This is a genomic window from Sphingomonas daechungensis, from assembly GCF_039543105.1.
In the GTDB taxonomy this organism is placed as follows: domain Bacteria; phylum Pseudomonadota; class Alphaproteobacteria; order Sphingomonadales; family Sphingomonadaceae; genus Sphingomicrobium; species Sphingomicrobium daechungense.
In genome coordinates this window covers 1,137,575-1,160,713 of record NZ_BAABJC010000001.1, presented here as the reverse complement: position 1 = coordinate 1,160,713, position 23,139 = coordinate 1,137,575, and the positions used below count along the sequence as shown (strand labels likewise).

At 62.0% G+C, this 23,139-nt stretch carries 26 protein-coding genes; 12 read left to right on the top strand and 14 right to left on the bottom strand.

All coding sequences use genetic code 11. The features are described 5' to 3' along the window. Positions 1–152 precede the first annotated feature (152 nt). On the top strand, positions 153–1,262 hold the full coding sequence (locus ABD928_RS06045; protein ID WP_187713808.1) for an extracellular catalytic domain type 1 short-chain-length polyhydroxyalkanoate depolymerase: 1,110 nt from the start codon (positions 153–155) through the stop codon (positions 1,260–1,262). A 1,509-nt stretch (positions 1,263–2,771) separates the two neighbouring features. Then, positions 2,772–3,098: a hypothetical protein gene (locus ABD928_RS06040; RefSeq protein ID WP_345167073.1), complete on the top strand. Its 327-nt coding sequence runs from the start codon at positions 2,772–2,774 to the stop codon at positions 3,096–3,098. Between the two features lie 268 nt (positions 3,099–3,366). Here the strand turns inward: ABD928_RS06040 and ABD928_RS06035 are convergent, their stop codons facing one another. From ABD928_RS06035 to ABD928_RS06020, 4 genes are all read right to left on the bottom strand, one after another. Next, a complete protein-coding gene (locus tag ABD928_RS06035; protein WP_187713809.1) occupies positions 3,367–3,582 on the bottom strand; it encodes a hypothetical protein in 216 nt (71 codons plus the stop codon). A gap of 659 nt (positions 3,583–4,241) precedes the next feature. Further along, entirely contained in the window at positions 4,242–4,526 is a 285-nt protein-coding gene (locus tag ABD928_RS06030) for a hypothetical protein (RefSeq protein WP_187713810.1), read from the bottom strand. A 38-nt stretch (positions 4,527–4,564) separates the two neighbouring features. Further along, a complete protein-coding gene (locus ABD928_RS06025) occupies positions 4,565–4,735 on the bottom strand; it encodes a hypothetical protein (protein ID WP_187713811.1) in 171 nt (56 codons plus the stop codon). 188 nt (positions 4,736–4,923) lie between these two features. Next, positions 4,924–5,949 carry a calcium:cation antiporter gene (locus ABD928_RS06020; RefSeq protein ID WP_223276113.1) on the bottom strand — a complete coding sequence of 342 codons (1,026 nt, stop codon included), beginning with the start codon at positions 5,947–5,949 and terminating at the stop codon, positions 4,924–4,926. A 264-nt stretch (positions 5,950–6,213) separates the two neighbouring features. On the opposite strand from ABD928_RS06020, the gene ABD928_RS06015 reads away from it, so the two are divergent. Both ABD928_RS06015 and ABD928_RS06010 read left to right on the top strand, forming a co-directional pair. Then, positions 6,214–6,570, top strand: a complete 357-nt coding sequence (locus tag ABD928_RS06015) for a response regulator (protein WP_187713813.1) — start codon at positions 6,214–6,216, stop codon at positions 6,568–6,570. A gap of 3 nt (positions 6,571–6,573) precedes the next feature. Beyond that, positions 6,574–7,593, top strand: a complete 1,020-nt coding sequence (locus ABD928_RS06010) for a sensor histidine kinase (RefSeq protein ID WP_187713814.1) — start codon at positions 6,574–6,576, stop codon at positions 7,591–7,593. Positions 7,594–8,489: 896 nt separating this feature from the next. Here ABD928_RS06010 and ABD928_RS06005 read toward each other — a convergent pair. Together ABD928_RS06005 and ABD928_RS06000 are read right to left on the bottom strand one after the other, a co-directional pair. Beyond that, positions 8,490–8,747: a DUF6894 family protein gene (locus tag ABD928_RS06005; protein ID WP_345167065.1), complete on the bottom strand. Its 258-nt coding sequence runs from the start codon at positions 8,745–8,747 to the stop codon at positions 8,490–8,492. 33 nt (positions 8,748–8,780) lie between these two features. Further along, positions 8,781–9,050: a GlsB/YeaQ/YmgE family stress response membrane protein gene (locus ABD928_RS06000; protein ID WP_187713816.1), complete on the bottom strand. Its 270-nt coding sequence runs from the start codon at positions 9,048–9,050 to the stop codon at positions 8,781–8,783. A gap of 358 nt (positions 9,051–9,408) precedes the next feature. On the opposite strand from ABD928_RS06000, the gene ABD928_RS05995 reads away from it, so the two are divergent. From ABD928_RS05995 to ABD928_RS05985, 4 genes are all read left to right on the top strand, one after another. Then, a complete protein-coding gene (locus ABD928_RS05995; protein ID WP_187713817.1) occupies positions 9,409–9,600 on the top strand; it encodes a hypothetical protein in 192 nt (63 codons plus the stop codon). 390 nt (positions 9,601–9,990) lie between these two features. Then, positions 9,991–10,578 carry a polysaccharide biosynthesis/export family protein gene (locus ABD928_RS05990; RefSeq protein WP_187715850.1) on the top strand — a complete coding sequence of 196 codons (588 nt, stop codon included), beginning with the start codon at positions 9,991–9,993 and terminating at the stop codon, positions 10,576–10,578. Positions 10,579–10,585: 7 nt separating this feature from the next. Continuing rightward, on the top strand, positions 10,586–10,828 hold the full coding sequence (locus ABD928_RS15405) for a TPM domain-containing protein (protein ID WP_187715851.1): 243 nt from the start codon (positions 10,586–10,588) through the stop codon (positions 10,826–10,828). Between the two features lie 1,340 nt (positions 10,829–12,168). Next, positions 12,169–12,963 carry a LuxR family transcriptional regulator gene (locus ABD928_RS05985; RefSeq protein WP_187713818.1) on the top strand — a complete coding sequence of 265 codons (795 nt, stop codon included), beginning with the start codon at positions 12,169–12,171 and terminating at the stop codon, positions 12,961–12,963. Here the strand turns inward: ABD928_RS05985 and ABD928_RS05980 are convergent. After that, complete coding sequence (locus ABD928_RS05980; RefSeq protein ID WP_345167057.1) at positions 12,960–14,345, bottom strand: cytochrome P450; 1,386 nt, start codon at positions 14,343–14,345, stop codon at positions 12,960–12,962. The two genes, ABD928_RS05985 and ABD928_RS05980, sit on opposite strands and share 4 nt — an antisense overlap. Before the next feature lie 111 nt (positions 14,346–14,456). On the opposite strand from ABD928_RS05980, the gene ABD928_RS05975 reads away from it, so the two are divergent. Together ABD928_RS05975 and ABD928_RS05970 are read left to right on the top strand one after the other, a co-directional pair. After that, positions 14,457–15,089 (top strand): acyl-homoserine-lactone synthase, encoded by a 633-nt coding sequence (locus ABD928_RS05975; RefSeq protein ID WP_345167053.1) that lies wholly within the window; start codon positions 14,457–14,459, stop codon positions 15,087–15,089. Positions 15,090–15,102: 13 nt separating this feature from the next. Then, complete coding sequence (locus ABD928_RS05970) at positions 15,103–15,525, top strand: MarR family winged helix-turn-helix transcriptional regulator (RefSeq protein WP_345167049.1); 423 nt, start codon at positions 15,103–15,105, stop codon at positions 15,523–15,525. A 27-nt stretch (positions 15,526–15,552) separates the two neighbouring features. On the opposite strand, the gene ABD928_RS05965 is transcribed toward ABD928_RS05970, so the two are convergent. The 6 genes from ABD928_RS05965 to ABD928_RS05940 form a co-directional block, all read right to left on the bottom strand. After that, positions 15,553–15,807, bottom strand: a complete 255-nt coding sequence (locus ABD928_RS05965; protein WP_345167046.1) for a hypothetical protein — start codon at positions 15,805–15,807, stop codon at positions 15,553–15,555. Between the two features lie 482 nt (positions 15,808–16,289). Beyond that, a complete protein-coding gene (locus tag ABD928_RS05960; RefSeq protein WP_187713822.1) occupies positions 16,290–16,493 on the bottom strand; it encodes a hypothetical protein in 204 nt (67 codons plus the stop codon). Continuing rightward, positions 16,490–16,708 (bottom strand): hypothetical protein, encoded by a 219-nt coding sequence (locus ABD928_RS05955; protein WP_345167041.1) that lies wholly within the window; start codon positions 16,706–16,708, stop codon positions 16,490–16,492. Before ABD928_RS05955 ends, ABD928_RS05960 begins: the two co-directional genes overlap by 4 nt. Positions 16,709–17,664: 956 nt before the next feature. Beyond that, positions 17,665–18,315, bottom strand: coding sequence for a PilZ domain-containing protein (locus tag ABD928_RS05950; protein WP_345167038.1), 651 nt, complete (start codon positions 18,313–18,315; stop codon positions 17,665–17,667). A 28-nt stretch (positions 18,316–18,343) separates the two neighbouring features. Next, positions 18,344–18,685 (bottom strand): PilZ domain-containing protein, encoded by a 342-nt coding sequence (locus ABD928_RS05945; protein WP_345167035.1) that lies wholly within the window; start codon positions 18,683–18,685, stop codon positions 18,344–18,346. Between the two features lie 211 nt (positions 18,686–18,896). Next, positions 18,897–19,301, bottom strand: a complete 405-nt coding sequence (locus tag ABD928_RS05940) for a hypothetical protein (protein WP_187713828.1) — start codon at positions 19,299–19,301, stop codon at positions 18,897–18,899. Between the two features lie 504 nt (positions 19,302–19,805). Here ABD928_RS05940 and ABD928_RS05935 point away from each other — a divergent pair. Next, positions 19,806–20,000 (top strand): hypothetical protein, encoded by a 195-nt coding sequence (locus ABD928_RS05935; protein ID WP_345167031.1) that lies wholly within the window; start codon positions 19,806–19,808, stop codon positions 19,998–20,000. 387 nt (positions 20,001–20,387) lie between these two features. Next, positions 20,388–20,789 carry a PilZ domain-containing protein gene (locus tag ABD928_RS05930; protein WP_187713829.1) on the top strand — a complete coding sequence of 134 codons (402 nt, stop codon included), beginning with the start codon at positions 20,388–20,390 and terminating at the stop codon, positions 20,787–20,789. 262 nt (positions 20,790–21,051) lie between these two features. Here the strand turns inward: ABD928_RS05930 and ABD928_RS05925 are convergent, their stop codons facing one another. Continuing rightward, positions 21,052–22,605, bottom strand: a complete 1,554-nt coding sequence (locus tag ABD928_RS05925; RefSeq protein WP_345167028.1) for a putative bifunctional diguanylate cyclase/phosphodiesterase — start codon at positions 22,603–22,605, stop codon at positions 21,052–21,054. Positions 22,606–23,139 lie beyond the last annotated feature (534 nt).

The window sequence follows — 23,139 nt, the reverse complement described above, 5'->3', positions numbered from 1 at the left end:
CAGCAACGTTCCCAAGTGCGCGCGTGGCGCGGGCTGCGGACGATTGATTTCGCGTCGTCGTTCCAGCCAGCTTCATTGTTTTGACGTTCAGCGGACCCATATTGTGCAGTGCAGCATTCCGACGCTGTTGCCATTAGCTCCGGAGTTGCCGCATGCGAAACCTGTCCGACACCCTCGTCCGTCTCAAGCGCTTCCGTACGGTCCCGCCCGCGTCGACACCAACGAACAGTCGGCTCGAGCTCTTCGCCGGCTTCGGGTCGAACCCTGGCCGGCTGAAGTCCTGGATTTATGTACCTGAAACGGTCGATGTCGGTGCACCGCTGGTCGTCGTTCTCCACGGATGTACGCAGAATGCGAGGAGCTACGACGAGAGCTCCGGCTGGTCCCGGCTTGCCGATGAGTTCGGCTTCGTCGTTCTTTACCCGGAGCAGCAGCGCGCGAATAATCCCAACCTCTGCTTCAACTGGTTTTCTCCGGCCAACACCGCCCGCGGCCAGGGCGAGGCGCTGTCGATCCAGCAGATGATCACGGCGGTGCAGACACGTCACCATACGCACGCCGACAAGGTTTTCGTTAACGGGCTGTCTGCGGGCGGCGCGATGGCCGCAGTCATGCTGGCGACCTATCCGGAGGTCTTCGCTGCGGGCGCAGTCATCGCTGGCCTTCCGTATGGCGTTGCGAGCACCGTTCCAGAAGCGTTCGACCGAATGAGAGGCCACGGCGGCCCCGCACTCGAAGCGCTTGCAGAGCTAGTAAAGAATGCTTCCACCCATAGCGGCCCTTGGCCCCGCCTGTCAGTCTGGCATGGCAGCGCCGACAGTACGGTTGACCAGCTGAATGCGTCAGCGTTGATCAACCAGTGGCTCCCGCTACACGGCGCCCCAGCTGCCCCAAACGAAGTTGATACCGTCAATGGTTATCCGCACCGCGTTTGGCGCGATGCGAGTGGTCGCGCCGTTGTCGAAGAATATAGCGTTACTGGGCTTGGACACGGCACTCCGCTCGACGTCATCGGCAGCGACCATGGCGAGACGGCAGCGCCCTTTATGCTCGATGCCAGCATCTCTTCCACCCGGCTGATCGCCACCTTCTGGGGGATTGCCGCCGAACAGAACAAGGCGAGCACGCCAGCTTCTCCGAAAGCCTCGTCGGCGACAATCGAGCGAGCGCCTCCTCGCGCTCAAGCCGTCCCGTTGTCACAGGGGTCAGGAATCCAGCGTACCATTGAAGATGCGCTGCGAAGCGCAGGATTGTTGAAATAGGCAGCCGCGCTCTCGCCGCCGATTAGCTAGTCCGCCTTGAGTGGAAACCTGCGACTCCGTCGAACTGGATTGCGGCTTAGTGGGTGCTGGCCAAAGGAGAAGTTCCGAACGATGTCATTGTCACGCACGGCCATGACGGAAGGGGTCTTTTCGGGCGTCGACGCGTTGAAGTCGTCGCACAATGAATAGGTACGGTCTCGCGCTTCTCCTTCTCACCCTCGCCGTGGTGCCATTATTCTTCGTGAGCGGATGGCTGGGCCTGACAACTGTCATCGTAATCTATTGCCTTCTCGCAAGGCTAGCGAACAGGGATTTAGACCGGCGGCATGAACGCGGCAGGCCGCCGACGGTCGTTTCGAGGCGGCAAGAGACTGCCAAGCCTTAGCCGGCCGCGCCGTTCCAGCAGAATGCGGACGGTCCCGAAGTGGGGACGCTCGCCAAGCGTTGTTGCCGCGCCGCGGAGGCGCCGCCTTGGAGTATCTGATGAATTATTTTCGCCCGCTTATCGCCAGATGGAGCAACGGCCTTCGCGGCAAAGGCTTTCCGCGCCGAGTCACGGCTGTGAACGGAACACGACGATGGCAGGCTGCCACCGGCCGGAGCTACCTGACATTCGATGAAGCCAGTGACCCTTAGGCCGTAGTCTCGTTGGATCGAAGACTGCCCCTGGCCTCTCCATCGCTGATCCCAGTAAACTTTGCCGATCCGTCTGCCTGAACCGACGTTTTGAGCCGTCGTTGCCGTTGCGCGATCGCCGTAACGCGATTTGCCAGCGGGCGTGTCCGGGTCAACGTACTGCTCATTGGACCGTCGCGTACAGAATGACTGCTTTGCCGGCCGTCGGACGTCGATCATCGGCGTCGTGGCAAACATCGACCACGCTTACCGGCTCCGTAATTGAGCGGCTCGCCCAAGATCCCGCACGAGACGCTCCGATAGCGCAAACCCTGGAAATTCTAGCGCGAGGCTGACCCCTCCCGTAAACGGTCGCATCTGAAAAAAAGCGGCCCAGTCCCTCAGGAGACTGAGCCGCTCAGAACGCGATCACCTTCTTACGCACAGCCGGGGCTGCAGAACGCGGACGAAGGTTCTCAGCAGCAGAACCGCTGGTCACCAAAAGTGTTCCTCAAGCGACCCGGAACCTTCGAGGGGGAAAGCCCGAGCCGCCCGATTCAGGCTTCCGTCCAAATGGGGATGACGGAGCCTCGCTTACGGAATGACTGGTGAGGCTAAGCGTTCCGCCCTTATCGTGGCTGCCCGCTCACGATTGTCCATGGCCACATCAGTCATCTTGCCTCTCAATGCCTTCCCAGTGGCAAGCTTGACAGAAGAAGAGCGCTGGTGCGTGGGCAGTACGTTTCCCTGTGGGACTTCGATCCACGGGGGAAAGTCGAACGAGCTTCCAGAGAGCCTGCGACGCTTGGGGCTCTGCCGCAGCATCCCACCCCGGCAACTTTTGTTAGGGCTCGATCGAGATTTGGGAGCGGGTAGAGAAGGAGATCTTCTCTAGTGACCGCGCGTCTCGAACTATGGGCCGTGTTGCTCAATACTCCGCTTCACCATCTCGTCGATCTCGTCATCGTACGAACGAACATCATTTCGCATCCCAGCCGAGACCTCCGATCGAGGCTCAGCTTTCGCAAGCTTGATGCCACGAAACCTCGCTTTGAGCCTGATGGCCTCTTCGGTTCGTCCAGTCTGATCTGCTATTTCGCGTGCCGTCAGGCACTGGCTCGCGAGGCGCTCCAGTTCGTCGACTGCCTCAGCCGTCCACGGTGCGCGATGATTGCGTTTCACTCCCTCACCCCCGCCCTGCGGTGGAACACTTCCACCTGATCCGCTATTCGCCGTCACAGACACGGCCCTCGGACGATGCGGGACCCGATTGCCCGAGGCCGAGGAAGCCGTAGACCGGAAACACCCTGTCTCTCAAATGCTGGGAGAATACTCGGTTTAGGAGACGTCAAATTGGGCGTAAGGTTAAAGCAGTCGAACAAGGACGTGCGAAAGCCCTTAAAGTCCGCAATAGGTGGATAGCCGCATTTCGGGCGTGAGTGGAGGCGCGATGCGCTGGCTCTTGAGTCTGCGGAGTGGCTTGGACGCCTTAACGCTGAAACCATCCGACGATCCCCGCGACGGCAGCAAACGCGCTTAGAAAAAACGCGCAGACGAGGACCATTGAGGCCGAGTTTCCGCGCCTGATATTCTTCTTGGACGGCGGCTGGCGATCGGGTTTCTGGATGATCCGCAGCCATGCCACACCTGCGACGACGAGAAACAAGGCTGCGATCATTCCGACAATATAACTGGTGTCGCGCATTGCTTTGATCGTCCTGCTCTGTCTTCAGCGTCCCGAGGTAGCGCAGCTTTCAGGCGCAAGCTGGTTGACTGAAGGCCAGTCAAACGGCTCGAACCTGTCGAGGGAGAGGTCCGAGCCGCCCTATGCGAGACCCCACGTCTGAAGGTGGGTGCATGGGACCTCACTTACCGAATGATTGTTAGAGGCAACCGTTCCGCACCGGGCCCTGAAAACGGCTTGGCAAGTCGTCAGGCTAAAAACACCGGCTTGTGCCGAAAGAGCAACAAACTGCAGGATTGGGTCGAAGTTTGACTCACGCCACTGAGGCCCTTCCGGGAGACCACGAACAAGCACGTGAACGGTCCGAAGATGGACACTTGCGAAATCGGGCTATCAACTCAGCGCCACGCACAACTATAGACGAAATTCGGATGCTAAGGCTTTGTCTGCGTGCCGCATGTGGCGCAGGTGAAGTGGAGCAGAGACCCTACCTCGCGTCCTGCGTGATCTTGATCCAGCAAATGTTTGCCGCCGGGATCCTTTGGACACCGCCCGGCGTCAGCGCGCCTCATCGCTGGGGTCTCGTTTTTGACGCAGGGATGATCCGCCGTTTCGGCAATCCCATTCGCCCAAGACATTAAGGATAACTCGCTTGAACGTGCTGCCCGTGTCGAGAGCACTCACGCAACGCTGTCTGATTTCTCACGATCGGGATTCTCGGACGGCTCTTCGAGCTGCCGATTAGAGTCCTGAGCGAGGGCGTCTTCGAGCTGTGCTGCTGGAATTTCACGGCATCGAAAGCCGGTGGCGGTCGGAATGATCAAGGTAGTGCTTTTGCGCACATGAACAGTCCCTTGTGCCGCATCCATGGACTGCTCGACCGTCTCTACTTGATAGTCGCCGGCAGGCAGAATTTCGTCCGAATTGCCGACCTTGAAAGGCCGCGCGAAGCGGACGGTGCGCATGGACGTTCGCTCGGCTCCAAAACTTGACCCCTGCGGCATCATCGGGCTGCGCGTTTCGCAGCGGCGATGGCGTCGCCGGCATTGGAATAGCGATAGCCGTTCCAGAGGTAGCTAACGCGCTCCTCGGTGGAGATTCCATAGCGGCGAAGATCGTCTTCGCTGCTTTCGGGGGCGGTAGCTGCCCCAGCTCTTGTCGAATGACCGGTCACTTCGGACTCCTGCTTCAAGCGGGAGCACAAAGTCTCTCAGTCACAAGATGCTTAGGGGAAAGCCTGCGATGGGAGAGCTTACCACAAGAGTGCGGAATTACCTATTCAAAGGTGAAAGCCTGCATGCTTCCAACCCTAGCTCCACTCACAGAGTATGGACTCGTCGCCGATGAGTGCAGAGCAAATGCCTAAGGAACCACGGTTGTAAACAGATAGACTGCGAAGATCACCAGGTGCACCGCTCCCTGAAGGACTGTGGTCCGGCCAGTCCCGAGCGTCAAAGTTGAGACGACCAACGTCAAAAAGAGCAGTACGGCACTCTTGACGTCCAGGCCAAGGGCAATCGGTAGACCTATCGCAAGCGACAAGGCGGCGACTGCCGGGATCGTGAGCCCGATGGTCGCCAAAGCCGAACCCAGGCCCAAGTTGAGGCTGGTTTGGAGGCGGTTTGCGTGCGCGGCCCGCACTGCTGCCACGCTCTCTGGCAAGAGAACCAGGCCGGCAATGATGACACCAACGATGGCAATCGGCGCACCGGCGGCCGCGACGGCACGTTCGATTGGCGGAGCAAGTGCCTTGGCCAACAGCACTACGGCGCCAAGGCAGGAAATCAGCAAGACCGCGGAAATAAGGGTCACCCCATTCGACGGGGGCTCCGCGTGAATCTCGTTATTCGCGATGACGGCCAGATCCGGAAGGAAATAGTCACGGTGCCGAACTGTCTGTACCGCAACGAAGGTGATGTAGAGGAGAAACGATACGACTGCGACGAAGCCCAGTTGCGAGGGGGCGTAGACGGGACCCGGCTCACTGGTGGTGAAGTTGGGCAGGACAAGGGTAAGCACCGTCAAAGCGCATATCGTGGCAAGCGACGCGCTGACCCCCGTTTGCTGAAAGACCTGCTCTTTGTGTCCGACAGCTCCGATCAGGATGCAAAGACCCACCAGGCCGTTGAGGATGATCATAACGGCAGCGAACACTGTGTCCCGCGCCAATGTGGCCGCGCTCTCGCCGCCCGAAGCCATCAAGGTGATGATCAGCCCAAGCTCGATAATGGTCACAGCGATCGCCAGCAGGAAAGTCCCGAAAGGCTCGCCAACGCGATGCGCAATCAATTCGGCATGATGGACAGCGGCCAGCACCGCACCAATCAGGCCCACCCCAATCAGTGGTGGCGATAGGGTGGCACCGGCATTGATTCCAACAAGGAGCAAGGCGAGTGCGGGCGCTAGCCACGTCCAGTGTCTCAAGGTTTTTGGCACACGCTCCGTCTAGGCGGATGAGAAATGTGCGCAATGGGTCGACGACTGTCGCGGCAGGAACTGGTGGAAAGCGAACGCTAGAAGCACGCGCTCTTGATGGTCGACTTCCGCCGCATTGCAACGATCAGCGGTCCAATCCGTTGAGGCCATATCACCAGTCATTCAGTGGGGCTTTGGTGCTGGAGCCGTGGCGCGTTCCCCTCAAGGAGCGCGGCAATGCACGCACTGATCATCGAAGATGAAACACTGATCGCGATGTCCATCCAGGACATATTGGAAGAATGCGGGTTCACCTCGTTTGACGTCGTGAATTCGACGGAGCAGGCGATTGTGGCCGCGCAGCTAAAATGCCCAGACCTTATTACCGCGGATGTGCAATTGAATCCCGGCAGCGGGATCGATGCGGTGGACCAGATATGTGGCGGCCCACCCATTCCCGTCATCTTCATCACCGGTAGCCCAGCCGATGTGGTAAAGCGCATGCCTCACCATCCGCTGATCGTAAAGCCATTCACCAACGAACTTGTCGCCACAGCCGTTCGATCGGCGTTGGCGACAGCGAAAGAGGCATAGACAATGTCGCAGGCCATCCCCGTGTCGAACACTGTCACTGCTCTCGGCACAGCCTTGATTGTTTCATCGAAGGCTCCATTGCTGTTGCTCGCCGATGACTTGACCGTAATCGGAGCAAGCGGATCGTTTTGCAGTGCGTTCGGGATCGATCCATCGACGGTAAACGGGACGAAGCTCGCGGCTTTGGGGGACGGGGAATGGGATGTGCCGCAGCTCAATTCGCTGCTCCGCGCCACATTCGACGACGCCGCTTCGATCGACGCTTACGAGATGGACCTCAAACGCAAGGGGCACGAACCTGCCTGCCTGGTGCTCAACGCACACAAACTCGAGTATGGCAACGCTGAGCAGCCCAGGATTGTTCTAGCCGTGACGGACATCACGTCCGCGCGCTTGGCCGAGAGACTCAAGGATGAACTGGTGCAGCGAAACCAGATCCTCCTACAGGAGCTTCAGCACCGCGTAGCGAACAGCCTCCAGATCATCGCCAGCGTCCTCATGCAGAGCGCTCGCCGAGTGCAATCCGAAGAGACCCGGACCCATCTCCAGGACGCACATCAGAGGGTCATGTCGATTGCCACGCTGCAAAAGCAGCTGGCGATGAAGAGTGCCGATAAGGTCGAACTGAAAAAATACCTGAGTGACCTGTGCGCCAGCATCGGCGCGTCCATGATCGACGATGCAAACCGGATCTCCCTATCGTCGAAGGTCGACGAGACGGTCACAAATGCCAATGTTTCGGTCAGTCTTGGCCTGATAGTCACCGAACTTGTCATCAATGCGCTCAAGCACGCGTTCCCCGGCCCGAACCGGAAGGGCCAGATTGAAGTCGACTACTCATCGAACGACGAAGGATGGTCGCTAACGGTCGGTGACGATGGGGACGGAATGGCAGCAGAGAGTGGCGCGAAGCCAGGACTCGGCACAGGGATTGTCGAAGCGCTTGCGAAACAGCTGGATGCCACCGTCGAGGTGGCTGACCAAAAACCGGGTACCAAAGTGATAGTGGCTCACGTCTCTTAGGTGCGCCGGCGCCAGCCACGCACGCTCTGGTGACCGCTTTACGTCGAAAGCTTCCACTTGCCACAATCCGCAGGCGCCCGTGCTCGCGGTTCGGTCTCACCACGCTAGCGGCGGAAGGATTCCGCACAACGAGGGACTTCGTCCGCTTCGGGCTCAAACTGTCGGTCGAATGCGCGACCGAGGGGAGGAAGAACGTTCTGACCAGCGCCGAGGCGGCAGTAGCGCTCGCCGTCCTGAAAAACTTTGGGGGCTCCGGGAGCGACTTCGCTGCTCAGAGTGCGGCAAGCGGGCGGCGGAGATTTGACGGCTTTAGACCTGTTCGCCCTTTTGCCCTTCCATGGCTTCCATTTGACAGGCCTTACAGAAGTAGAGCGTCAGCCCCTGAGAGGTATGCTCCCTCGTGGAACTCACGATCCAGAGGTGACGGCCAGACGAGTTCTCGGAACAGAGACCTGCTTGGCTCCTGCGCATTAGCGATTCTCAACCTGACAGAGGCTCGCGAACCACTGCGGCAGTGCCGCAGTTGCCCCGGCCGACGGACCTAAGCTTTGACGCCACGCGTCACGACTGGCGAGCGAGCAGGTCAGCACGCATCCCCCTCGTTCGGTATTTCGGAGAGCGCCTCTTGCTCGGGCTCGGTCATCAGCGTCCGCCATTCCCAGCTCTCAACCACCCATTTCGACATTGAAAAACTATGCACCATGGAGCGCAATGTTTCCGCGGATCATCGCGTCAATCTGTTCTTCGGTGAGGAGTGCAGCAACCAATGCCTTTTGGTTTGTTTGTTTTATGCGATCCGCGCGCTCTTGCTTGGATTCGGTCCTACGAGCCTTCGGAATGATTTTTGTCATGCTCTCACAACGCACTCGAGTGGAGAAAGTCGCACGAGACGGGTCTTAGCCCTTCGGGAACATTGCTTTTGCTGCAGGTGCATCAACGGCGATTGCGACGAAGGTGAACAGGATGAGTTGTTTTTCGTCGGTCACTTCGACGCGATACTCGTCGCCAAGCCATGTTAGCTCCGGCCGGTCGCGCAGCGCCTCGCCGGCAAATTTCACGGCTTGAATGCGGGCGTCAGAAATGGTCGCCAGTTCAATGCCCTCGACATCGGGGTCGTAGATCGCACCGGCTTGATTGAAGAAGAATAGCGGCATCACGGCCAAACGGACTGTACCGAAGAACCGTTCCTACGGTTGTTCGTTGGGAGAGCGTGTCGAAGAGGGCGCCAGCCTGAAGCGCACGAGGTTCAAGACAGCAACGCCCATCAGGGCGCCCAGTCCTCCGGCGAGCAGACTGTCGAGAATGAAGTCGTGCCCCAAGAGTGACGCTGCCGGAAGAGAGCCAAGGAAACCCGCCGCAACGTCCAGCAAAATCCCCTCTGACGTTGAGGTCCTCAACAAGACGCTCGCGCCCCAGCCAATGACTGCGCCAAACACGACCGCAACAAGAATGCCCATATCGGCTTAGCTTTCTTTCTCAGCAGTTTTCATCGTGGTCGATCGAGGCAAGCCACTGCGGCAGGACTTCGGCCACCGTCTTTCGGTCCGACGTCCGCGCACCAGATCGCGCGACCTTTCGCTGAGCGGATCCAGACGCAGCCGTCTTGGTCGAGGTTTTATTTTGAATAGTCTTCTGGTCAGGATTGTCGTCCATCAGGCAATAACCGACGAGGCCGCACGAAGTTCTAGCGGCAGTAAGTGGTCGGACCCGGTCGCGGCAAGTTGGGTCGGAACCCGTTCCGCGGCAAGGCAAAGTCTCACCACTTCGGAGCGGTGGTTTAGGTCAAAGTAACCCTTCCCCTGCTCTGCGTTGGCGATGCCCGAGTACATCGCTGATTATCGTAGACGAGCAGCGTATTTCCGGGAGCTTGCAACCAATACCGCCGATCATCAGGTCGTCGCCGATCTTTTGTTCCTGGCAGACGACTGCGAGCACGAGGCGAACAAATTGGAGGATGCGTTCGGCCTGGTGGGGGACTGCCAGTTTGGGTCGACGGGTAAACTTTAGGACCGTAACCGTTTCGTCTTTCGAGCAAAGGGAAAAGCGTAAACCGGGAAAAGCAAGATCAACACTTTGATCGCAAGTTCAGCCCAGTAGCCAGGACCATCGAGAGGCAAGATGGCATCAAAACCGTAATCGTGGATTACTGCGATCCCCAAAAGCATGATGAGCGCCCAAGGAAGCATGAACACCCAGTACCAAAGCTTCACAGCTCCGCCCCCCGCAAAACTCTGAGTTCCAGTCTCGAAGATTATTGCAATTCTAACAAGCGGTCGACAACGCGCGCGCCAAGCGCACAAAATAAAGCTCCCGACAACAAGCCATTCATTCGCAATTAACCGCGACTCGCTGAACGCAAGTCTTTGAGTTTGTTGAGTAGGTTGGCGAATGAGAATGATGACATGCATCGCAGCGGCGGCCTTGTTCGCGTGTAGCTGGTCCGCGGTTTCCGCACAGCAATCCCCATCAACCCTGCAGGCTGGGCCTGCGTATCGGATCAATCCAGGCGACGAGCTGGAAGTGATGGTTTGGGGCGATGAGCGCCTTCAGCGCACGGTCAGGGTGCTGCCTGACGGCTCGTTCGCTTTCCCCCTTGCCGGCCAAATCGTAGCTGCAGGGCAACTTCCTGCTGACCTTGAGCGGTACATCACCGCCGCCTTGCGCCCCCAGTATCGCGGCGAAGTGCCTCAGGTCACGGTGAGCGTGAAGAACCCCTCGGGCTATCAGTTTTCCGTGATCGGCAAGGTGAAGAGCCCGGGTACTTTTACGCCGGGAAGGTATGTGAATGCCCTCGAGGCAATTGGTATTGCTGGCGGACCAACGGAATTTGCGGACGTCTCGAGTGTCACGATCCTGCGGAAGAATGGCCAGCAGATGCAATTTCTTCGGCCGAAGCTCGGCGCTGCCCTCAAAGGCGATGTATCCCACCTCTCCGGACTGAACGCGCCCTTGATCCAGAGCGGGGATACACTCGTGATGCCGTAGGAGCGCGATTGGGCTGAACGGGTGCCAGCAACGGCGCGGCTATGATGACGGCACGGTCGTGCTGGTCGCGCCAAATGAACGCAGAGTCCGGATCGCGACGGGCGACGGCGCGCGGGCAATTTTGACGGACGCGCGCTGCAGGCAATGCTCGCGGAAAAAATCCTGCCCGAGTTTCGCAATGCCAATTTGCCGGACGGCGCCAAGGCTGGCGCCGACGCCATTGTGGAAGCGTTGGGGACGCGGCGGGTGAGCGCCAAACAGCGGGCCACGGCCAATAGTAACTAAACGCACTTTTGTGCTGGCTACCCCCGCGCGGCAGTCTCAAATTTTGAAAAAGAAAAGCGACGCGACGGCGGTGGCATGTGTTTCAAACAGCCGCCAGCGCAATAATGTGAAAAGTGACTTTGAACGCGGCGGGCCCAATTGGCCGCGCATGCCTGTGCGGCGCGGCCCTGCCTGGAGGGCCCGCATAAGCGCATTTGCCAATGCGGCTTTCGCCGGGTGGGACGTCTCCATGGGGTGAGGCGGGGGCGGCCACGGGAGGGTGGCCATGGCGGTGGCCAGCTTCGCGCCGGGAGACCTGCCTGGAGACCCAACATGGCCGTTTACAAACACCAGCAATTCCTGACCCACAGCAACAGCGCAGCGTTCGACCAACTGCACGCCCCGGCGACTGCGGCGCCCCATTCAGGCATTTACCGCTGCCATGGGTGCGGCACGAATATTGTGTCGACGGCGGGCCATCACTTGCCGCCGCACGTCTTTGGGTGGTTTCGTGGATCTTCGCGACAAGCGCTGCGTGCCAGGCCTCCGATCGGCAACAGAATGACTTCGCGAGCCATGTCCTTCGAGCACCGCCATCAACGTGCGATGCGGGAACGGCCCGTGGCTGATCCGCGCTACGCCGACACTGGCCCATTCCGATTTTGAGGGCGCTCCTGGAAAGGCGATTATCTTGAGCGGCAATCGTACATTGCGAGCCATGCGCTCGATCTGCCGCAACTCGGCGAGGCGCGTGACGACAAGCCGGAAGCGCCGGCATCGGCAAAAGCCTTGCCGCGCTCGATTACCTGATCGATCACCGCATCGTCATGCGTCTGGAACGTGTGGGAACCGGGTCCACGTTTATCTAACTAACCCCAGCTCGAAGAGCGTCACCGGGCGCGATATCGAGTCCGCACAGAATATGGACGCGATTGCTGACCGCCATTCGCTGCAGTGCGAGATGGCCCCCGAGTGTCCTCAGGCAGGCGGACCGGCAGATCAGGATGAAAGTGTCAAACGTCCGGCTGAGAAGGCGGTTAGCCTTCGTGAGCGATTGAACTGGCCTACCGGAAGCGTGTCCCCTCAAGGCCGCCTGGCCCTACGGCCACGTCAATTTCGCAACCCGCCGCAATTCATTATTGCGGAAAGCGCGCCATCGTGCGTCTATAGTTGCAAGCGAGCTTCGCGAGGCCATGAACGGGAGAGACGACCCCGCCACCCTGGAAGGAGACGTCGCACGACTGACCGGTTGCTTCTGCCGAGCAAGGAAACAAACCACGCGTGCCTCATGCCACGGGGAGCCGCCCGCTCGTGACCGGAAGGGGCATGGCACAACCGGCGCACGGCGGCATCATCCGGACCAGCCGGCATGCCGGCTTCGAAGCGGTCCAGGAGTTCGCGACCGCGGTCGCATCGATCAGCGACATGACCGCTTTACGGGACGCCGTGTCGCAAACGACGCGCCAGCTCGGCTTCGATTACTTTGCCATTGTCCACCACATTCGGTTCGGGCGCCCGTCGAACGACAAGGTCCGCCTGTCCGACTACCCCATCGAGTGGCTTGCCAAGATCCGGGAAGACGAAGCCTTCCGCGAGCCCGTGCTGCGCGCTGCGGAGCGGGCGTCGTCGGGTTTTCTGTGGAGCGACCTCGACCGCCACGTGCCGCTTGGGGCGCGCGAGAGGGCCTACATGCTGGGGGCTGCGCGCCACGGCCTGGCCGAGGGATACACGGTCCCCAATCACGTGCCCGGCGAAACATTCGGGTCATGCCACTTTGCCGTCAGGCGGCGGGAGTCCCTGCCGGTCCGGAACCTGCCGGCGGCGCAGGCGCTCGGGTGCTTTTCATTCGAAGCCGCCCGCCAGATCCTCCTTCGCGACACACGGTCGAGCGAGGAGTACGTGGTCCCGGCGCCGCTGACCGACCGCCAGCGCGACTGCGTGCTTTTTGCAGCGCGCGGGAAAAGCGACAGCGTCATTGCCGAGCTGCTCAGCATCAGGCCCAAGACGGTCAATGAGCACATGGAAGCGGCCAAGCGCCGCTACTCCGTCGCGACGCGCACCCAGCTGATCGTGCGCGCTCTGTTCCAGAGCGAGATCTGCTTTTCGGAAGTGATCGACTAGAGCGGGCGCAGCGCCAGGCGCATGCCGCCCACCGGGCGGCAGTTTGGCCAATGGTACCATTGCTGCGGGCGGTCGTCGGCGGGCCGAATTTCGAACCGCTCGAGCAGCGTACGTAGCAGAGCCCGGACCTGGAGAGACGCGAAATTGGCGCCGAGGCAGCCGTGAGCGCCACCGCCAAACGGCACGTAAGCGTAGCGATGACGGAGCCGGCTTGGCTCGGGGCCAAAGCGGTCCGGGTCGAAGCGGTGAGGATCCGCCCACAGGCCGTCCAGCAAGTGGGTCAGCATGGGGTTGACGCCGACGACCGTGCCGGCGGGCAGCGCGTGCCCCTCGAACTCGACGTCACGCACCGCGCGGCGCCACAGCACGGGGGCGGCGGCATTGAGCCGCAACGCTTCCTTGAATGCCCATTCGCTCAGCTGGCACGCTTGCAGCTGGACAATGGTGATGGCGGCAGGCGACGGGATCGCCGCGCAAAGCTCGTCGCGGACCCGCGCCTGCCACTGAAGGTCGCGGGACAGGTAATGGAGTGTCGAGACGGTCCCCGACGACAAGGCATCGAACGAGGCCGCGATGGTGAACGTCAAGTGGGCCAGGACCTCGCGGCGGTCGAGCAGCCCGGAGCGGTACATTCGCACTAGCGCCGCCGCCAGGTCCGTCCGTTCCGGGCTGGGCTCGGTGTCGAACAGAGGCTCAAGCAGCCGCGCGATGTGACGCTTTGCCCAATTGGCGCGCGCATGCGCCGTCCCGGGCAACGCCCAGGGCGACACGGCCGTCGCTGAGCGCATCATGTAGCGAAAGGCGAGCAGGTCATTGCGGGTGGCATCACGCGCGTCACGGCCGAGGAAGGCGGAATAGCCGTTGGCGAAGGTCAGCTGTTGCGCAAACTCGTAAGCCTCGAGCACCGGGGTCGAGGCGCCGGGCGCCAGCTGCGCGATGTTGCCGGCGAACGTCGACAAATAGGATTGAAGCTGGTCCTGCTTGAACGCCGAGGCAATCAACTTGCGGTGCCAGCGATGATCATCGCCATCGCGCAGCAGCAGGCCGCCGTCGAAGTGGCGGCCGAACACGGGCTGCCAGCCGCCGAACGCGGAAAAATTGGCGTCGCGGTCGAACAGGACAAACTCGTTGGCCTCGGGGCCGACGAGCTGAACGTTCCAGTTGCCGCAGGCGTAGAAGCGATGAATGGGCCCAAAGCGCTCATACATGGCTTTGCTGAACGCGTAGGGGTTGCTGACGGCTTCGGGCAGGACGCCGAGGAACGGCAGGCCCTTGCGGCCGGGGATGCCCGCCAGCCGGTCACGCGATACCGTGGGAAAGTCCGGGCGGAGGCGCACCGGGTCAGGCCGTGTCACCGCAAGGTTGAGGTTCGGGGCGTTCATCGACTGGTCTCCGGTGATGCTGGGTCAGACCCTAACAGGCGCACGCGCGTCACGCGGACCCGGTAACTACCGGGGATGATCATGTGCCGCTGGCGGGGCATTGACGGTGTCGTGAAAGTCGAACTTGTCCTGCCCGAGCAACGGCTCAATTTCGCGGCGCCGCTGATGCAGATGCACCAGGACCGCAAGCGCGTGTTTGTCGATACTCTGGGGTGGAAATTGGCGTCAGCGTGCAGCTGGCTGGAGGTCGACGACTTCGACGATCACCGCGCCGTCTACTTGCTGGTGCGGTCGCTCGAAAACGGCGACCACGAGGGGTCGGTGCGGCTACTGCCCACCGTGGGCCCGCACATGCTGTCGGATCTGTTCGGCGAGCTTTGCGCGGGGCCCGTGCCGCGTGGCGACGACTGCTGGGAGATCTCGCGGCTGGTCAGCCGTCCAACGGCCATTGCCGGGACGTCGGTGGTCAGGGTCCACCGGCTGCTGTCGCTCGCGCTGGTCGAGTTTGCGCTCCTCAATGCCATCACGCGCTATACTTTGGTGACCGAGGCGCAACGCGTCCCGGCGCTTCTCTCCGTCGGCTGGCCCGTCACTCCGCTGGGCCTACCCACCCCGTGGATGGGGCAGCAGCTGCAGGCGCTGCAGATTAACGTGTCGCCGGCGACGCTTTCGACAATGCGCGCGCGGCTCAAGATCGGCTGTGCCGTGCTCCAGGCGCCCGAGCCGGAACGGCAAGCCGCATGACGGCGGGGCCGGAATGACGCGTCGCGCCGCCTCCAGGACCGCACGCGCATTCGGGCGGTTGTCACTCGTCCGCAAGCACTCGGACGGGACGCACGAGGGGCCACTGGTCAGGCGGGCGAGGCAGATCCTCGAACATAGGCGCAAGCGGACGGACATGTTCGGAAGGGACCTGTTCGGGGAGCCGGGCTGGGAGATATTGCTGGCCATTTACATTGGCGAGCAGCACAACGACGGCCCGACCATCACCAACTTGACGGGGCTGTCGGGGGTGTCGCCGAGCGTCACGTTGCGCTGGCTGAACGTTTTGACGGACGAGGGGCATGTCGAGCGCGTTGCGCATTCGACCAGCCCGGACCGCATGCACGTTCACTTGACCGCCGCGGCGCGTGACGCGCTTGAGCTTTACCTGTCGGAGACCCTTGCCGAAACGCATTGACTGGCACGGCCCGGCCAGGCGGCGCTGCTAGTCCGCGGCGGTCTTGCCGATCTCTTCGCGAAGCACTTCGATGGCATGGTCGAGGCGGGCCCCGGCAATGGCGGACAGCTTGCAGTCGTCGAGGATTTGCAGGGCGGCTTCCATGTGCTCGAGCGCCTTGGCCGCCTGCTCAACGGGTAGCGGGGGCAAGTCGTTTTGCTCACCCCCGGCGGATGCACCAGGATACACGCCGACCTCCAGACTTGAACGCGCGCAGTTACGCTGGAAAACATAACTTGTCATCCGGCCTGCCGATTGTTCACGGGGGCAAGCGCCGCCGGCGAGGGTGGGTGCGACACGCGCGCGGGCAATGCCGGGGTCGCGCCGGCCCTGTTTTCGTGCGTCATGACGTGGCTGGCACCCGGTAACTACCGGGAATGACCGGGCGCTCAACGCGGGTCAAAGTCCGTTCACGACCGAGCGGTTCGGCAGCGGTCGTGCAGGGGAGCAAAGAGGGACTGGTCCCACCGAGCAGGAACCAACCCTACAGTCTTGCTCCCCTGCAGTTTCTCCATGTCAAGGTGGGCACTTTCGGAGCGCCAATGCCGCTCTGACCGACAAGCGGCGCAGTCAGCGCGGCGGCAAAAAGCACAAAAGTGTGCAAAGTGACTATTGGCGCTTTCGCGCCGCCGTCGCCGCCGCCAGCAGCCCTAAAAACCCCGCCGCGCCGCGCCGCCAAACGCTGGCGCAGCAAAGTCCCGCATGCCTCATTCGCCAGCCGCGCGTTACCGCCCAAGCAGCGCCCGCATCACCGCCCACGTCACGTCGCTTTGCGTCACGGCCATGCCCATGACGAAAATGACCAGCGTCGCAATGGCCGTCAGCAGCACTGTGCCGACCAGCGCCCGGCGTGCCCGCTCCCGCTCCCGGCACGCCGCTTCGAACAACGTCGACTGGCCATCGCCTGGGGCTTTGAAATTGGCGTTCACCGCGACTGCGCCCCGCCCGCCGGCAGCTTGCCCATAGCATCCATGCGCGCGCACAGCTGGCGTGACCCCGTGTCCTGCAAACATTGCTCCATGCGCGCACGGCGGCCAGCGCCTTGCCAGGCCAGCAGCGCTGCCATGACCAGCAACGCCGCCATGACCAGCAGCGCCGCCATTGTCCCTTGCAACGTCAATCCCGACACCCGTCCCGCCACCATGCTTTCGGCGGCAAAGTTGCCTCATTTTGTTGTAAAGTAAAGTTCACATGAGGGTGCGAATCTCGTATCGGAATATTGGGCGCCTCGTCCCGGCGTCGAGCGACGTGGACGGCGTGCCCAGGGCCCCTGGATCAAGGCACCCCAATGCCTCCAGGGGTGGGGGCGGTCCGGACAAGAGCACCCACTCGGCGCCTGGACCGCTCCCGTCTGGCCCGGCTTGGCGGCACCCCTCCAAGCCCGGCGCAGCGCCAGCACCTGCCCGGCCCAGTCGCGCCCTTCTGGAGTTCACGGCGACGGTTGGTCTAGCGGCGTAACGCGGGGGCGCGTGCGCAGCGCTTAGCCAGGCTCAGCGGCGGCGCATGGTGGCGGCCAAGCCGTAGACACTCAGGCCGGCGAGATAGCCAAACACCAGGATCACGATGGCCGCGTAAAGCAAGCGTTCGTCCATGCTCGGCTCCTCGGTCGCCGGTTCGACACATGACTGGCGTGTAGTAAAGCAAACTTTACGTAAAGTCGAGCACCAGACATCCAGTGCGTTCGCCGCCGCGTTGCAAAGCCACGTCAGCCGCCACCCCCAAGTGCCGCGATGTACGGCGTGCTTCGACACGCTGAAGCCCGGCTACCGGGCCCCCGAGGTGGATCAACCTTGCTGCCATTGGACCAGTTCGAAACAGCATCACGGCGCGCGGAACCTCGACCCGCAGACGCGGTTCAGGGACAGGTTCGTTCCGCTCGCTTCGCCCCCCAACCCTTTCCGAAAAGACCAGTGGTGTACGTCAAACCGGATTACTATCGCCGCAAGGCCGACCATGTGCGTGAATTGGCCCAAAGGGTGACGGACCAGGCGCTGCGCAGGCACTTGAGGGTCGTCGCTTTGCACTATGAAAAGCTTGCCGCTGAGGCGGCCCTGGCGCGTCGGTAATGCTCATGCGCTTCAGCGCATGACGCGCCAGCCGTTAGGCCTGGTGGCTCGACGGCGCGGCACCCGGCGCGGCTTCCCGGTGCGCCTGGATCCAGTGCGCCAGCTTCTCAAATGCAACGCATTCATTGAACGACACGCCGGCCGTCGCGCCCGACGTCCACCGCACCACGCCGGACACGGGCGGCAAGTCGGGGAGCAGCAGCTGGACGTTCGCCGACGGGTCGATGGGACCGTCAATCGCCAGGCTCGCACCGCCTTGCGAAATATCCTGCAGCGTCACGGCAATGGACCGCAGCCGCGTGGAAAGCCGCCCCCGGCACTCGACCTTGATCCGCGGCAATGCGCGCCGCTTCGACGGCTCGAGGGTGCGCGTGTTGGAAAGCACGGCGGCGACGTCGATGGGCTCGGGGAAGGCGACTCCCACGTCCCGCTCGCGCTCCCACACCACCGTGCCGGAAAGGCGCTCGCCGGAGCGAAATTCAATGTCCACGGCTTCGCCGATCTTGAGCGGTCGATAGGCCCGCGCCGACAAGCCGCTGGCCGAGATGTTGCGGACAACGCAAATGTCGCTCACGCCGCCAGCATGAAGCAAAGCGACGCGCAGCAGCGCCAGCTGGCGCTCGTGTCGGCGACGCTCGGACGGCGTGCCGACGCGGTGATGGGCAAGTTTGCGTGGGGTCGTCATGACGCGTCCATGCTCCACACAGCCGGCGCTAAACTGTCGCCGGCTCATAAGGTGACTGCAGTTCGACGGCGCCCTGGCGCTCGACGCGGCCGAGGATCACTGGCGAAACGGCCTCGTCGAAGCGAATGCCGCAAAGCTCACCCTCGACCCACATGACTTTGCAGAGGACTTCGAGGGGCCCTGTCTTGAGCAAGGCCGTCGCCCCTTTCGGCGGCAGCCTCAAGCCCTTGAGCTTGGCGCCGGTCTTGGAAATGTCGATGAGCTCGGGAAACTGGTAAGCGCTCATCGTCGTGATCGACGCCGGCATCGAAACGGCGGTGCGCTGGCCTCGCGGAAGCCGGGGGCGGGCACGGTTGGTGAAGCTACTCATGACTTGCCGTCGCCTCCGTTTGAGCGGCCCGGAATGACCCAGACCGCCCGAATAGGAAAAGTGTCCGCCGGGAAATGTCGAGTAAACCGGCGGGACGCCATTGACCTATGTCAAGAAAGCTTACCGCTGGCTTTCCTGTTGATCCGGAACGGTTGGAATTGCGACGCTCGAGGGGCAGGGGCCAGGGCTGTCTGTACGGGGCGCGCGCGTCCTAGCGCCTCTGTGCCCGGGCCAGCTTGGCGTCAAACGCGAACCGCGCGGACCGCGTGACGGCCGCATAGCTTGGCGCCAATTGGTCGGCCCGCTCGGCCACGTCGACGACGGCGCCAATGATGGCGTCCGCTTCCGCGTCGGACATTGCGAAATGGAAGTTGACCCGGGTCCAGCCAGGCTTTTCCATTTCATTGCCGGTCCGGACCGCATCCCAGATCCCGGCCGACTGCTCCTCGTCGATGTCCAGCAGCCGGTGCGCGTAGGGCCCGGCGCAAGCGCAGCCGCCCCGCGCCTGGACGCCGTGCCCGTCGCTCAGCAGCCGCGTCACCAGTTGCTGGTGAATGAAGCCGCCACGGCCGTCGCGAACGCGGAATGAGAAAATCGGGATCCTGGGCGCGTGCAAATTGCCCAGCAGCTCAATCCGGCCATGCCGCCTCCACGCCCCAAACGCCCGAAAGGCGAGGGCGGCTTCGCGCTCGTGGATCGCCTTCGCCCTGCCATGGGACGCGGAAAAGCCACTCGCTTGCCGCTACTGAAGGCGCCCCCAGGCGCGTCCCTTAGGACTTGGGCGGACGCCCGCGGCGCTTGGCTGGGGCCTTGCCAGTGGCTGGCTTGGGCGCGGCTGGCTTGGGCATGGCCGGCTTGGCGGCAACTGTCTTGGGCGCGGCTGAGAATGGTGTAAAGTCAATTTAACGTTGAGATTTGTTGCGCGACCGTCATGTTCCCCCGGCTTTTGCGAATGGGATCGTTCAGCGACGCTCGAGTCATCGCAAGAGCCCGCCCTCCGCGGCGGGGAGCGGTCCGGCCAGAGCACCCAAATTCGAACCGGACCGCTCAGCCCGCCTGGCAACCGTTGTCAACTCGGCTTGTCACGAATAATCGGGCGGGAAAGCCCCGGGAGGCGTGCATGGTGAAAGTCGCCAGCTTCAGCAGATACGACATGCGGACGGATCGTATGATTCAGCCAACTTACAAGAAGCGCGTCGAGTTGCTGAGACCGGAAGAAGGGTACGTGCCGATCGAGGGGTCGGAGGAAGAGGTCGCTGTGGACTCCATCGACTCTGAAGGACGGTATTTTCCGGATCGCCCCACGGGGCGCTGAACCTAGTCGAATCCGCCCGGCCGTGCGTCGGTGCGACAAAGGGACATTGGCAGCGAGATCACCAAGTCGAGACGCGTTGGAGCCCGCCCTGAGTTTGCGCATCGAAGCGGGCTCCGCAGCGACAATATGTAAAACCTAGTTTACATTCCCTTACTGCGCGAACTATAGCTAGAGACCGGTGTTGAGTGGGTCTCGAGCCAGGCCGTCCCTTTGGAACTGCCCGGTGGCATTGGCCGCAGCCCGGTTTGGCTAGCATCCGCAAAATGGACTGTAGGGCGAGCTCATCGCGAGGCGATGGCGCGCGTTCAGACCTCACCGTTCCGGATGAGTTGTTAAGAGTAACTTGGTCGGAGGCTGTGCAGATGGAGCGTCCAAGGGGAGCGCCACATGTATCACTCGGATCCGAGCACCTGGTTCACATCAACGGAAAACCGCCGCCGCTTCCCGCGTCTCGATGTCCAGTGCCGCGCTCGTATCCGGATCGGTAAGCGGCAATATGCCGGCTTCCTCGACAATATTTCGGAGGGCGGAGCGAGGCTGCGGACCCTGACGCCCATTCGCCGGCTGGGCAAAGTCATTTTGCGGCTGCCCGACCTGCCGCCGCTGCACTATACCCTCCGATGGACCAATTCATTCCACGCGGGGGTCGCATTTGAGCTGCCGTTGACGGCCGCAGCGCTTGCACGCTGGACAGCCGCCAGGTCGAGTACTCCCGATCTGGATGCGTTGGGCGAAGCCGAGATCGTAGAGCGTTACCCGACCGCATCGGATCACGAGACAGCTGGCTAGTCAGCATCATCGCTGCACGTCCCAGGCACCGGTTGATCGCGCTTAGCACTTGCGCCGGGGTTCATGTCGCGGAGGTTCGCCGGGCTGATCGCGTGGCACGGAGGAAAGGGTGAATGCGTTACACCCTTTTCGTCATTGGGGTACTTCGGGGACCTTGACGCCTCCGTGCCGAGCCGAGGGGCTCAATGGTCCAGACGTTTGAAGGGCAATATTCCGCACCGATAGATTGACAGGCGAACGAGGGACTTGGCGGCCTGGTGATTTAGGCCGCGGCGCTATCCTGCGAGTCCAGAAAGGCCGCGAAGGCCGTTGCGGTCATTGGCGCGGCGTAGAAATTGCCTTGCACCGCGTCACACCCGGCCTCGAATGCGACGCGCTCCTGAAGCTTAGTTTCAATCCCTTCGGCGATGACGTCGAGCCCGAGCGAATGGGCGAGGCCGACAGCCGCGCGGACAATGGCCACGCTTTCGTTGATCTCGGCATTGAGCGCGAACGTGCGGTCGAGCTTGAGGCGGTCGACTTTGAACCGGCGCAGATAATTCAGGGAGGAATAGCCCGTACCGAAATCATCGAGCGCAACCCTGAAGCCCAGGTTACGCAGGGAGGCGATCTGCTTTTCGCAGTCATCCTCGTCGGTGACCAGCAAACGCTCCGTGATCTCGAGCTCAATCTGCGATGGGCTGACGCCCTCCTCACTGACAATGCGGCCAAGCTCAGCCGCCAGGTCCCGCGAGCCAGTGAATTGCGCCGGCGACATGTTCACCGCGACCGACAGCGATGGCCAGCTGCGCGCAAACCGCGCCGCGTCGCGCAGCACGCGCTCCGCCAGGATATCAATGAACCGGCACTCCTCGGCGATCGCAATCGCTTCGACTGCCGCAATGTCGCCGAACTCGGAATGCGTCCAGCGGAACAGGGCTTCGGCCCCGACCACCTTGCCGTCTGCGGCGAGCTGCGGCTGGAAATGAACATTGAGCCCTTCACCCGTCGCCAGGGCTAGCTTCAGATCTGTCTCGAGACGGTCGCGGCGCTGCAGCAGCGCGTCCATCTCTTGCGAAAAGAAGCGGGAGCAGTTTTTGCCGCCCGCCTTGGCGGCATAAAGCGCCATGTCCGCGGCCCGGACATAGTCCGCCGCGTCACCCAGGTCGTCATTGGCCAGGACGGCGCCAATGGTCACAGGCAAGCGGACGTCCCGGTCACCCACGCGGTAAGCGCGCTGCATGTCCTCGTTGATGCGAGCGCAGAGACGGCGCACGTCCGTTGGGCGATCAACAGTGGACTGGAGGATCAGGAATTCGTCACCACCGAACCGCGCCACCGTGTCTGTGTCGCGCACGAGGCTCGCCAGTCTGGCCGCCGCTTCACGGAGCAATTCGTCACCCGACTGGTGGCCGAGCAAGTCATTGACGCGTTTGAAATCATCGAGATCCAGCATCAGTACGGCAAACTTTTCCCGGCCGCGGTTGAACCGACTGATGGCTTGGTCGACGCGCTGCTGAAGCAGCCGTTTGTTGGCAAGCCCGGTGAGGGGGTCGTGCTGTGCCTGTGACAAGGCATCGAGCCGCCCGCGTTCGAGCTCCCCGATCACCTCCTGGAGCGCGTGGTACAGCGACGACATGACCAGGATAACGACGATGGTCGTCGGCAATGCGATGGGCAAAAGCAGCCACGCCAGCTCGCTCGCGGATGCGTCGGGCCGGCCGGCGATATGCAGAATGAGGTAGTTCGTGACAACGATCAGGACGATCGCTGCCGAAACCATCGGCGACAGGAGTTTCCATCGGTATGCCATCCCGTCGCAAGTGATACGGTACAACGGTTAAGCTTTTTCTGCAGAATCCATCCGTTTCGGAGCAAACGGCTTTCGCATTCGCGCTGGTCGGAGAGCAATGCTAGCGTCGTCTGGGGCCAGCCGCCAGGCCGGGTACGCGACACCTCTGGGAGCTTCATCCAGCGGAGCGTGGATCGGCAATCCCGGGCGCTCATGCGCTGACCGGGGTCGAGCGGCGGAAAGCCGTGTCCGTCTCGACCAACACTGTCCAATTTCGCTCAGCTTTCTTGGTTCGTAACTCACGAGGGCCGGGGGCACGGCTTGGCGAAGACAGGAGAGCCTGTTTTCATTCACTCGCGCCGCCCGGCCAACGCTTCGCTGAGGTTGCCGCCCTCCCCTCGGCAGTGGCTCAGAACACTCATAACAAGGGCACTGCCCATCTCTCCAGACGCGCGGGAATGCCGTTTCCGGATGTTTGATGTTTGCGGCCGCGGCACGCGCGCTGCTTGTCCGAGCGTGCGTCGGGACGGCGACCTCCCGTCGAAGGGATCATGTCGTTCGTCGTTGCCTCCGACCAAG

Bases quoted from the DNA above. Each gene is read 5' to 3' on its own strand.
- ABD928_RS06045 (WP_187713808.1), top strand. From the start codon at position 153: ATGCGAAACCTGTCCGACACCCTCGTCCGTCTCAAGCGCTTCCGTACG.
- ABD928_RS06035 (WP_187713809.1), bottom strand. From the start codon at position 3,582: ATGCGCGACACCAGTTATATTGTCGGAATGATCGCAGCCTTGTTTCTC.
- ABD928_RS06030 (WP_187713810.1), bottom strand. From the start codon at position 4,526: ATGCGCACCGTCCGCTTCGCGCGGCCTTTCAAGGTCGGCAATTCGGAC.
- ABD928_RS06015 (WP_187713813.1), top strand. From the start codon at position 6,214: ATGCACGCACTGATCATCGAAGATGAAACACTGATCGCGATGTCCATC.
- ABD928_RS06010 (WP_187713814.1), top strand. From the start codon at position 6,574: ATGTCGCAGGCCATCCCCGTGTCGAACACTGTCACTGCTCTCGGCACA.
- ABD928_RS06005 (WP_345167065.1), bottom strand. From the start codon at position 8,747: ATGCCGCTATTCTTCTTCAATCAAGCCGGTGCGATCTACGACCCCGAT.
- ABD928_RS06000 (WP_187713816.1), bottom strand. From the start codon at position 9,050: ATGGGCATTCTTGTTGCGGTCGTGTTTGGCGCAGTCATTGGCTGGGGC.
- ABD928_RS05995 (WP_187713817.1), top strand. From the start codon at position 9,409: ATGCCCGAGTACATCGCTGATTATCGTAGACGAGCAGCGTATTTCCGG.
- ABD928_RS05990 (WP_187715850.1), top strand. From the start codon at position 9,991: ATGACATGCATCGCAGCGGCGGCCTTGTTCGCGTGTAGCTGGTCCGCG.
- ABD928_RS05985 (WP_187713818.1), top strand. From the start codon at position 12,169: ATGGCACAACCGGCGCACGGCGGCATCATCCGGACCAGCCGGCATGCC.
- ABD928_RS05980 (WP_345167057.1), bottom strand. From the start codon at position 14,345: ATGAACGCCCCGAACCTCAACCTTGCGGTGACACGGCCTGACCCGGTG.
- ABD928_RS05970 (WP_345167049.1), top strand. From the start codon at position 15,103: ATGACGCGTCGCGCCGCCTCCAGGACCGCACGCGCATTCGGGCGGTTG.
- ABD928_RS05965 (WP_345167046.1), bottom strand. From the start codon at position 15,807: ATGACAAGTTATGTTTTCCAGCGTAACTGCGCGCGTTCAAGTCTGGAG.
- ABD928_RS05955 (WP_345167041.1), bottom strand. From the start codon at position 16,708: ATGGTGGCGGGACGGGTGTCGGGATTGACGTTGCAAGGGACAATGGCG.
- ABD928_RS05950 (WP_345167038.1), bottom strand. From the start codon at position 18,315: ATGACGACCCCACGCAAACTTGCCCATCACCGCGTCGGCACGCCGTCC.
- ABD928_RS05945 (WP_345167035.1), bottom strand. From the start codon at position 18,685: ATGAGTAGCTTCACCAACCGTGCCCGCCCCCGGCTTCCGCGAGGCCAG.
- ABD928_RS05935 (WP_345167031.1), top strand. From the start codon at position 19,806: ATGGTGAAAGTCGCCAGCTTCAGCAGATACGACATGCGGACGGATCGT.
- ABD928_RS05930 (WP_187713829.1), top strand. From the start codon at position 20,388: ATGTATCACTCGGATCCGAGCACCTGGTTCACATCAACGGAAAACCGC.